This is a genomic window from Metabacillus rhizolycopersici (assembly GCF_020075705.1).
Window position 1 is genome coordinate 1 of record NZ_JAIQUM010000282.1, and the last position, 410, is coordinate 410.

The following is a 410-nucleotide window of genomic DNA, read 5'->3' on the forward strand; positions in this document are numbered from 1 at the left end:
CATTTAATGACCACAAATGCGATCTTAGATGCTGCTGGTCAGGAAATTCCTGAGGGGATTATGGATGCAGTAATAACTAGTTTACTTGCAAAACACTCTTTATTAGGAAATGGAGAATATCAAAACTCATCCAAAGGTTCAGTCTATATTGTTAAGCCAAAAATGCATGGATCTGAAGAAGTGGCTTTTGCAGGAGAACTTTTCGATCGAGTAGAAGACATGCTTGATCTGAAACGAAATACGTTAAAAATTGGCGTTATGGATGAAGAGCGCCGTACCTCATTGAACTTGAAAGCTTGCATCAGCCAAGTGAAAGAAAGAGTAGCATTCATTAATACTGGCTTCTTGGATCGAACTGGAGATGAAATGCATACGTCAATGGAAATGGGTCCTATGATCCGTAAAAGTGA

Annotated in this window: 1 pseudogene; it reads left to right on the plus strand. The window is 39.0% G+C overall.

The features are described from left to right. A pseudogene (locus K9V48_RS28635) lies at positions 1-410 on the plus strand (malate synthase G); the annotation flags it as partial.